The 7,955-nt window shown below is 42.6% G+C and carries 6 protein-coding genes; all 6 read right to left on the reverse strand.

Annotated elements, in window-relative coordinates:
* Nucleotides 1-544 precede the first annotated feature (544 nt).
* Genes cysQ through cysG form a run of 6 tightly spaced genes read right to left on the reverse strand, consistent with a single transcriptional unit; the run spans nucleotide 545 to nucleotide 7,507 of the window.
* Nucleotides 545-1,315: a 3'(2'),5'-bisphosphate nucleotidase CysQ gene (gene cysQ / locus CWB66_RS17420; RefSeq protein ID WP_138586360.1), complete on the reverse strand. Its 771-nt coding sequence runs from the start codon at nucleotides 1,313-1,315 to the stop codon at nucleotides 545-547.
* A 9-nt stretch (nucleotides 1,316-1,324) separates the two neighbouring features.
* On the reverse strand, nucleotides 1,325-1,918 hold the full coding sequence (cysC, locus tag CWB66_RS17425; RefSeq protein ID WP_138586361.1) for an adenylyl-sulfate kinase: 594 nt from the start codon (nucleotides 1,916-1,918) through the stop codon (nucleotides 1,325-1,327).
* Between the two features lie 32 nt (nucleotides 1,919-1,950).
* Nucleotides 1,951-3,675 carry an SLC13 family permease gene (locus CWB66_RS17430; RefSeq protein ID WP_138586362.1) on the reverse strand — a complete coding sequence of 575 codons (1,725 nt, stop codon included), beginning with the start codon at nucleotides 3,673-3,675 and terminating at the stop codon, nucleotides 1,951-1,953.
* Between the two features lie 31 nt (nucleotides 3,676-3,706).
* Entirely contained in the window at nucleotides 3,707-5,131 is a 1,425-nt protein-coding gene (gene cysN / locus CWB66_RS17435; RefSeq protein WP_138586363.1) for a sulfate adenylyltransferase subunit CysN, read from the reverse strand.
* Nucleotides 5,131-6,030 carry a sulfate adenylyltransferase subunit CysD gene (cysD, locus tag CWB66_RS17440; RefSeq protein WP_138586364.1) on the reverse strand — a complete coding sequence of 300 codons (900 nt, stop codon included), beginning with the start codon at nucleotides 6,028-6,030 and terminating at the stop codon, nucleotides 5,131-5,133. Before cysD ends, cysN begins: the two co-directional genes overlap by 1 nt.
* Nucleotides 6,031-6,079: 49 nt before the next feature.
* Entirely contained in the window at nucleotides 6,080-7,507 is a 1,428-nt protein-coding gene (cysG, locus tag CWB66_RS17445) for a siroheme synthase CysG (protein WP_138586365.1), read from the reverse strand.
* Nucleotides 7,508-7,955: the final 448 nt, after the last annotated feature.

A 7,955-nucleotide genomic window follows, 5' to 3' on the forward strand; every position in this document is an offset into this window, starting at 1 on the left:
GCAGGAAAGTCTAGAGATTGGACAATGATCAATGAAGTAAATTTGAATCCAGAGAAAAAAGAAGAAGTGTGGGCGGCATAAAATTTAACTTGATGCGACAACTAACTTGAAAAACTCCGCACACGAAGCTCTAAGAGCTAATAAAGATAATACCTCTATCGGTTTATCAATAGAAAACTTAATTATTAATAATGAGTACAGCACTACAGTGAGATGAATAGACATAAGTATTATGTGCTGCGAGGTTGTTTTTTAAATAGAATACAGTGTAGGCTTTCGTGGCTGAAGCCAACTTCTACTAGGGAGGTTGGGGTTTAAACTTACCGCTTAAAGCGCTACAGCTTGTGGCTCAGCATTCTGGGTTTCGCTAAGTGTCATATTGGTTATTAGAGCTAAAGCCATTCCCAGGAAATATAGCGTTGTAGTTATTGCGCAGCTCTTTTGTAGGTCTGGCTTTAGCCCGACAAAATGACGGGATAAATCCCGACCTACAAATAACTTAACGCTGAGCTGCTTTTGAATTAACCGCTAACAGCTCTGGCCCTTACTCTTCTATCGCACTCACAATAAAATACGGATTTAAGTACTCATCTTTGGTGTTATAAATAAGTGGGCTGCCATCAAGTTTAGTCACTTTTGCACCGGCTATTTCGGCGATTGCATGGCCTGCTCCTGTATCCCATTCGCAGGTTGGACCTAAGCGCGGGTAAATATCGGCGCTGCCCTCAGCGACTAAACACAGTTTTAGTGAGCTGCCTTTAGACACCATTTCAACCTCATCAAAGCGTTTTACAAACTCGGCTAAATCGGGAGATGGGTGCGAGCGGCTGCCTACAACTCGAATTAACCCTTTGTTAGGTTTGGTAGTTACCTTAAGCTCAATTCGCTCATCGCCTTTATCTTTAAATGCGCCAATGGCTTCGGCAGCTAAGTACGATACGCCAAGGGCAGGTGCATCTACTACGGCTAAAATAGGAATGCCGTTTTTAATTAGGGCGATGTTTACGGTAAATTCACCGTTCTTTTTAATAAATTCTTTAGTGCCGTCGATTGGATCAACTAACCAGTAGCTTTTCCACGTTTGGCGTACATCCCAGCTTATGTCGGCGTTTTCTTCACTGAGTATTGGAATATCAGATGTGAGCTGTTGAAGCCCTGCTACAATCAGTTTATGAGCTGCTAAATCGGCGTCGGTTACGGGGCTTTCATCGGCTTTGTACTCAACGTTAAAATCCTTTTCGTAAATTCCCATTATCGCTTGGCCTGCTTTGCGGGCAAGGATGAGGGTTTCTTCTAGCAGTTCGGTTTGATTCATGGGGTTAACCTATATTATGTGCTTTTGTTTTAGATACGTTATCAGTTGTGTAACCGATTGGTCTAGGGTGTTTTTACTTGTATCTAAAATTATTTCTGGATTGTTTGGCACTTCGTAGTTTGAATCGATACCCGTGAAGTGTTTTATCTCTCCAGCGCGGGCTTTTTTGTATAAGCCTTTTGGATCGCGGCTTTCGCATACATCCAGTGGGGTATCGATAAATACTTCAATAAATTCGCCGTCGTCTACTAAGCTGCGCACCATGTCGCGCTCTTCTCTAAAGGGCGATATAAACGCAGTAAGTACTAACAAGCCCGCGTCGGTCATTAATTTAGCGGTTTCGCCTACGCGGCGTATGTTTTCAATGCGGTCTTCGTCGCTAAAGCCTAGGTCTTTACACAAACCGTGGCGTACGTTGTCGCCATCAAGCAGGTAAGTGTGCGTACCTTGCTGATTAAGCGCCGCTTCTAGTGCGTTTGCTACGGTGCTTTTGCCAGAGCCAGAAAAACCGGTAAACCATAAAATAGCGGGCTTATGTTTTTTTTGCTCACTACGCTGTGCTTTTGTCGTTGCGTAGTTATGCCAAACTATATTTTCATCCATAGTGAGAGTCTCTTATGCTGTGAGCGCAGGTATTAAAACGGAAATACCAGCGGGATCAAGGTTAATACCGTGATTGAATAAATAATAGAAAGGGGTAAGCCCATCACTATGTAATCTTTTAAGCGATAGTTACCCGCGCTATAAACCATTAGATTAGTTTGATACCCAAATGGCGATATAAAGCTGGCTGATGCGCCAAAGGCAACCGCCATAATAAACGGTAGCGGGTCTACATTAAAACCAACCGCGAGCGAGTAAGCAACAGGGAACGACAAGGCAGCTGCTGCGTTATTAGTAATAAGCTCGGTAAATAATACGGTCATTAAAAATATAGCTATAAACGCGCCGTAAGGGCCAAAATCCCCAAGTACTATAAACATGGCGTCGGATATTTGCCCGGCAAGTCCGGTGCCTATCATTAACTTGGCAAGGCCAATCGCGCTGCCTACGACTACGAGTAACTCGATAGGAAAACGGCGTTTTACTTCGTTAAGTTTTATGGTGCCACTGAGCATTAAGCCAATCAGTAATACTAATAAGCCTTTAACCAGCGGCACTATGCCAATAATGCTTAAACCCAGTACTGCGGCAAAGCTTAGTAGCACAATATTTGATTGCTTAGGTGCAAGGTGTGCTTGTAAGTCAAACCCTGAAATATACACAAATTCGCGCTTTAAGTTAGGCAAGGTGTAAAAGTTTTTGCCTGGGGCGAGTATTAGTGAGTCGCCAGCTTGTAATTGCACTTGCCCAAGGCCGCCTTGTAAGCGGTCGTGACCACGGCGAATGGCAATAACAGCAGCATGAAATTGCTCTCTAAAGCGGGCTTCTTTTACCGTTTTGCCAATAAATTTTGAAGACTGACTTACGACTACTTCTACTAAGTGTTCTATGTCTTTTTGATGATTCTCGTGCACTACTTTCAGGCCGTCGAAACGGGTAAGTAATGGCACCGATTTTATGTCACCTACAAACAGCAGCACGTCGTCTTTTTGAATAATTTGCTGCGGAGTGACTGCGCAAATGCGGCTGCCATCGCGAATAATTTCAGCGAGGAATAAGTCTTTTAAATCACGCAGGCCGTTTTCTTCAACGGTTTGGCCTATTAATTTTGAGTTTGCTTGTACTTTACCTTCTAGGTAAAAAGGCACGACTTCTTGGTCGCTTTTACCGTTGTCGGGTAAGTATTTAAGCATCACTAAAATGGTAATTAGGCCTACGCTTAGCGCGCCTAAACCCACTAAGGTAAAGTCAAAAAAGCCCAGCGGTTCCATGCCCGCATCGACTGCAAAGCCATTAACGATTAAGTTGGTTGATGTACCAATAAGCGTAATAGTGCCGCCCAAAATAGCAGTGTACGACAGCGGTAATAATAACTTTGAAGGGGAGTGATTAGGGTTGTCTTTTATTGCGGTAATAAGCGATGCAACAACGGCGGTATTGTTAGTAAACGACGATAAAAAGGCGGTTGATAACCCCAATTTTGTTACCGATTTTACTAAACTACCTTTAGATAGCGATTGCGCTAACTTTTGAATTAGGGTGGTTTTTTCTATTGCTGTCGACACTAATACCAATAGTACTAAGGTGATAAGCGACGGGTTAGCATAATTAATCAACATGCTTTCAAGATCGATTAGCCCTGCTAAGTAGCTGGTGCCAATGGCGCTTACAAATAACCATGCTGGATTAATACGGGTGCCAAACAGGCACCCAACTAAGGTAAGCATAATGCCTGTTAAAACTAGCTGTTCTACCATGCTTTTAAATTCCTAACAGACATTTTTGTACTTACAGCTTTGATATATCAAGCGCTTGCCAATGTGGAAAGTGCTTGCGTACTAAGCTGTTAAATTCAACTTCAAATTCGCTGAAGTTCGTTTGTTGCGCTTGGCTTTGCAGCACTTGTTCAATCATGCCAGCAGCAACGGTTAAGTTTGATAAGCGGTCGATTAATATAAACGAACCTGTTTCGTGATTGCTGTGGTACTCGTCTGCCAAAATGGTTTCGGTTAGTTCAAGCGTTACAATCGCAATTTCGTTTAACTGCAGTGAGTCGCTAGTGCCGTGTTCAAGCGTGTTCACATCAATTGTGTGATCAATCTTTTTAACAATAGCTGAGGTGTTTTTGCTGCTTAGTTTTAGGTTATAGCTTTTACCTAATACTAATGGCGATTCATGCATCCACACAATTTTAGCTTGCAGCTGGTTGGTAACCACGGCCGTTGAGTTTGCAGGAACGATTACATCCCCTCGGCTAATATCAATTTCGTTATTTAGGGTAACGGTAATTGCTTGGCCTGCTTGTGCGCTATCTAGGTTGCCATCAAAGGTAACAATTTCTTTGATGCTTGATGTTTTACCCGACGGTAATACTTTTATAGCATCGCCTACATGTATCTTGCCCGATGTCAGTGTGCCCTGAAAACCACGGAAGTTTAAGTTAGGACGCACGACATATTGCACCGGTAGGCGCGCTTCAAAGCCTGTATCTGTTTCGGCTGCTGGCGAATCTTCTAGTAATTCAAGTAGCGGCTTGTCGGTGTAATAGGGTGTATGTGCAGAGCGTGTTACTACGTTGTCGCCTTTAAGTGCCGACATGGGCACAAACTTAATGTTTGATACGTTAAGTTGCTCAGCAAATTTAAGGTAATCGGCCTTAATTTTTTCATACACGGTTTCGTCAAAATCAACGATATCCATTTTATTAACGGCAACAACAAACTGCTTAATGCCCAGCGAGTCACAAATAAAGCTATGGCGTTTGGTTTGTACTTGCACGCCGTAACGCGCATCAACCAAAATAATGGCGACATCGCTTGTTGATGCACCCGTTACCATGTTGCGCGTGTATTGCTCATGCCCAGGTGTGTCGGCAATAATAAATTTACGCTTAGCCGTTGAAAAGTAACGGTACGCTACGTCAATGGTAATGCCTTGCTCACGCTCAGCTTGTAGGCCATCAACTAATAAAGCAAGGTCAAGATCTTCACCTGCATTACCTACTTTTTCGTTATCTTTATGAAGGGCTGCTAGCTGATCTTCATAAATTTGGTGGCTGTCGTGCAGTAGGCGGCCAATCAATGTTGATTTACCGTCATCTACGCTGCCACAGGTAAGCATACGCAATAAGCTTTTGTCTTGTTGGCGTGCTAGGTAGGCGTCTATGCCTATTTCTTTTACTTCGTTAAATGTATCGTTATTTTGGCTAGACATTAAAAATACCCCTCACGTTTTTTCTTCTCCATTGAGCCGGCTGAATCATGGTCAATAACGCGACCTTCACGTTCTGATGACGTAGACAGCAGCATTTCTTCAATAATTTCAGTTAGGTTACTTGCTGTTGATTCAACTGCACCGGTAAGTGGGTAGCAGCCTAATGTACGAAAACGTACAGATTTCATTTGCGGTACTTCACCTTCATTAAGTGGCATACGCTCATCGTCAACCATAATTAAAGTACCGTCGCGATCAACAACAGGGCGCTCTTTTGCTAGATAAAGCGGTACCATGTCGATGTTTTCTTGATAAATGTATTGCCAAATATCAAGCTCAGTCCAGTTAGACAACGGGAAAACACGAATGCTTTCGCCCGGATTAACTTGGCTGTTATAGGTGTTCCAAAGCTCAGGACGTTGGTTTTTAGGGTCCCAACGGTGGTGTTTGTCTCGGAACGAATAAACACGCTCTTTTGCGCGTGACTTTTCTTCATCGCGGCGTGCGCCACCAAATGCAGCATCAAAACCATATTTGTTAAGTGCTTGCTTTAAGCCTTGGGTTTTCATTATGTCGGTATGTTTACCCGAGCCATGCGTAAACGGGCCTACACCCATTTCAATGCCTTCTGGATTTTTGTGTACCAGTAGATCAAAGCCGTATTCTTTAGCTATACGGTCGCGAAACTCAATCATTTCACGAAACTTCCAGTTGGTGTCTACGTGTAATAACGGAAACGGAATTTTTGCAGGGTAAAATGCTTTACGCGCTAAGTGCAAAAGTACCGACGAATCTTTACCAATAGAGTAAAGCATTACTGGGTTCTCAAACTCAGCGGCGACTTCGCGCATGATTTTGATACTTTCAGCTTCAAGTTGCTGAAGGTGAGTTAAAGCCATTGTTAGTCGTCCTACTAAAATGATTAAAAGTTACAAATTTAAAATTCGGTTATGTATTTGATACATCTGTAAGCGGCTGTGCAAAGCTGCTTGTTTGTTCGTTTTTCCCAAACCACGCTAGTTGCGAGTGCAGGGCGGCCACTTCGCCAATAATGAGTAACGCAGGCGATATAATGCTGTTGCGCTGGATTAAGTCGGCAAGTTCGCCTAGTTGGCCTGTTATTACACGCTGATTTTTACGTGTACCGTTTTCGATAATAGCGACAGGGGTGTCGGCCTTACGGCCATGCTTTAAAAGCTCGCTTTGTATGTGCGGCGATTTGATTACGCCCATGTAAATAGCAAGCGTTTGATTTGCTTTTGCCAGCGATTGCCAATCAAGTTCTTGGCCGTCTTTTTTACAGTGGCCAGTTACAAATTGAATGGCCTGTGCATGGTCTCGATGCGTAAGCGGAATACCCGCATACGCACTACAACCTGCAGCGGCTGTAATACCCGGTACAATTTGATAATTTACGTTGTTAGCAGCCAGTACTTGTACTTCTTCGCCACCACGACCATAAATAAACGGGTCACCACCTTTAATGCGGCATACTTTTTTGCCTTGTTTAGCAAGGTCGACCAACATTTGGTTGGTATCTTCTTGAACAACACTATGATCGCCTAAACGTTTGCCTACACAAATAAGGTCAGCATCACGGCGCACTAGTTCCATAATTTCGTCAGACACTAAAAAGTCATAAACGACGACGTCGGCTTGTTGCATAAGTTGCAGTGCTTTAAGTGTTAAAAGCTCTGGATCGCCAGGGCCTGCACCTACTACATATACTTCGCCTTCAGGTTCTGCTTTCGCATCTAGCATTTGCTCTAGTTGCTGCTGTGCGGCTTGGGTATCGCCGGTTTGTACTTTACTCACGACAGATGAGTCGAACACGCCTTCCCAAAATTGGCGGCGGTCTGAAAAATGCTTAAAGCGTTTTTTTACTTTGTTTCTAAAGCCACCGACAAGTGTTGCAAGTGGGCCAATATGATGCGGAATAAGGGTTTCGAGCTTTTCGCGTAAGCGACGTGCAAGTACCGGCGCTGTGCCTGCACTTGATATAGCAATCGTAATTGGGTCACGGTCAACAATGGATGGAAATATAAACGTACATTTAGGTTGGTCATCAACCACGTTTACAAACACATTGCGCGCATTGGCAAGTTCAAATACGTTGTTGTTTACTTCATCGCGGTCAGTTGCCGCAATAACTAGCATTTTGCCATCAAGATGCGACTCATCAAAATAAGCATCAATAAGCGTTACTTCATTATTACGTGCATGCTCTTTTAGTTCGTCGCAAAACCAAGGCGCGACTAAAGTAACGCTTGCTCTCGCTTTTAAAAACGCGCGACATTTGCGTAATGCGACCTCTCCACCGCCAACAACCAATACTGGTTTATTGTCGAGTTTGGTAAAGATAGGTAAATACTGCACGTTAATAACACCCCTAAACAAATTCAAATACAAGAAGAACACTTTACTTTGATGAGCAGAATATAGCGGCTATCAATAAGTAAAAAATAATTAAAACCAAGTTGATATAACCAAAAGTTATAATGGGTGGGCTTTTTAGGCCTAAGACTTATTTAACAAGGGATTGCAGCGAGTTACAAGTAAAATAACAAGCTTATAGTGTTTGGTTATGAGCTATAGCGAGTTTGATTTAATTTGTTAATATGGTGGCATATCAAATTTTGTACTTATACCAATTGCATTAAATTAGTGATCTATTATATATAGCGACGAGAAAATAGCTTAATAACAAGGCTAAAATTATGATACATATTTGTTCTATATAAATAATTTTTAACGTAGTTAGTGAGTTATTTAATACGCTAAAATGATCATGTTTTTAATAAAATTGGTATTACTGCTTAATTTT

The organism is Pseudoalteromonas sp. S558 (assembly GCF_005886635.1).
Taxonomy (GTDB): domain Bacteria; phylum Pseudomonadota; class Gammaproteobacteria; order Enterobacterales; family Alteromonadaceae; genus Pseudoalteromonas; species Pseudoalteromonas aliena.

Coding starts and splice junctions, on each gene's coding strand:
- cysQ (WP_138586360.1), bottom strand. CDS start 1,315: ATGAATCAAACCGAACTGCTAGAAGAAACCCTCATCCTTGCCCGCAAA.
- CWB66_RS17430 (WP_138586362.1), bottom strand. CDS start 3,675: ATGGTAGAACAGCTAGTTTTAACAGGCATTATGCTTACCTTAGTTGGG.
- cysC (WP_138586361.1), bottom strand. CDS start 1,918: ATGGATGAAAATATAGTTTGGCATAACTACGCAACGACAAAAGCACAG.
- cysD (WP_138586364.1), bottom strand. CDS start 6,030: ATGGCTTTAACTCACCTTCAGCAACTTGAAGCTGAAAGTATCAAAATC.
- cysN (WP_138586363.1), bottom strand. CDS start 5,131: ATGTCTAGCCAAAATAACGATACATTTAACGAAGTAAAAGAAATAGGC.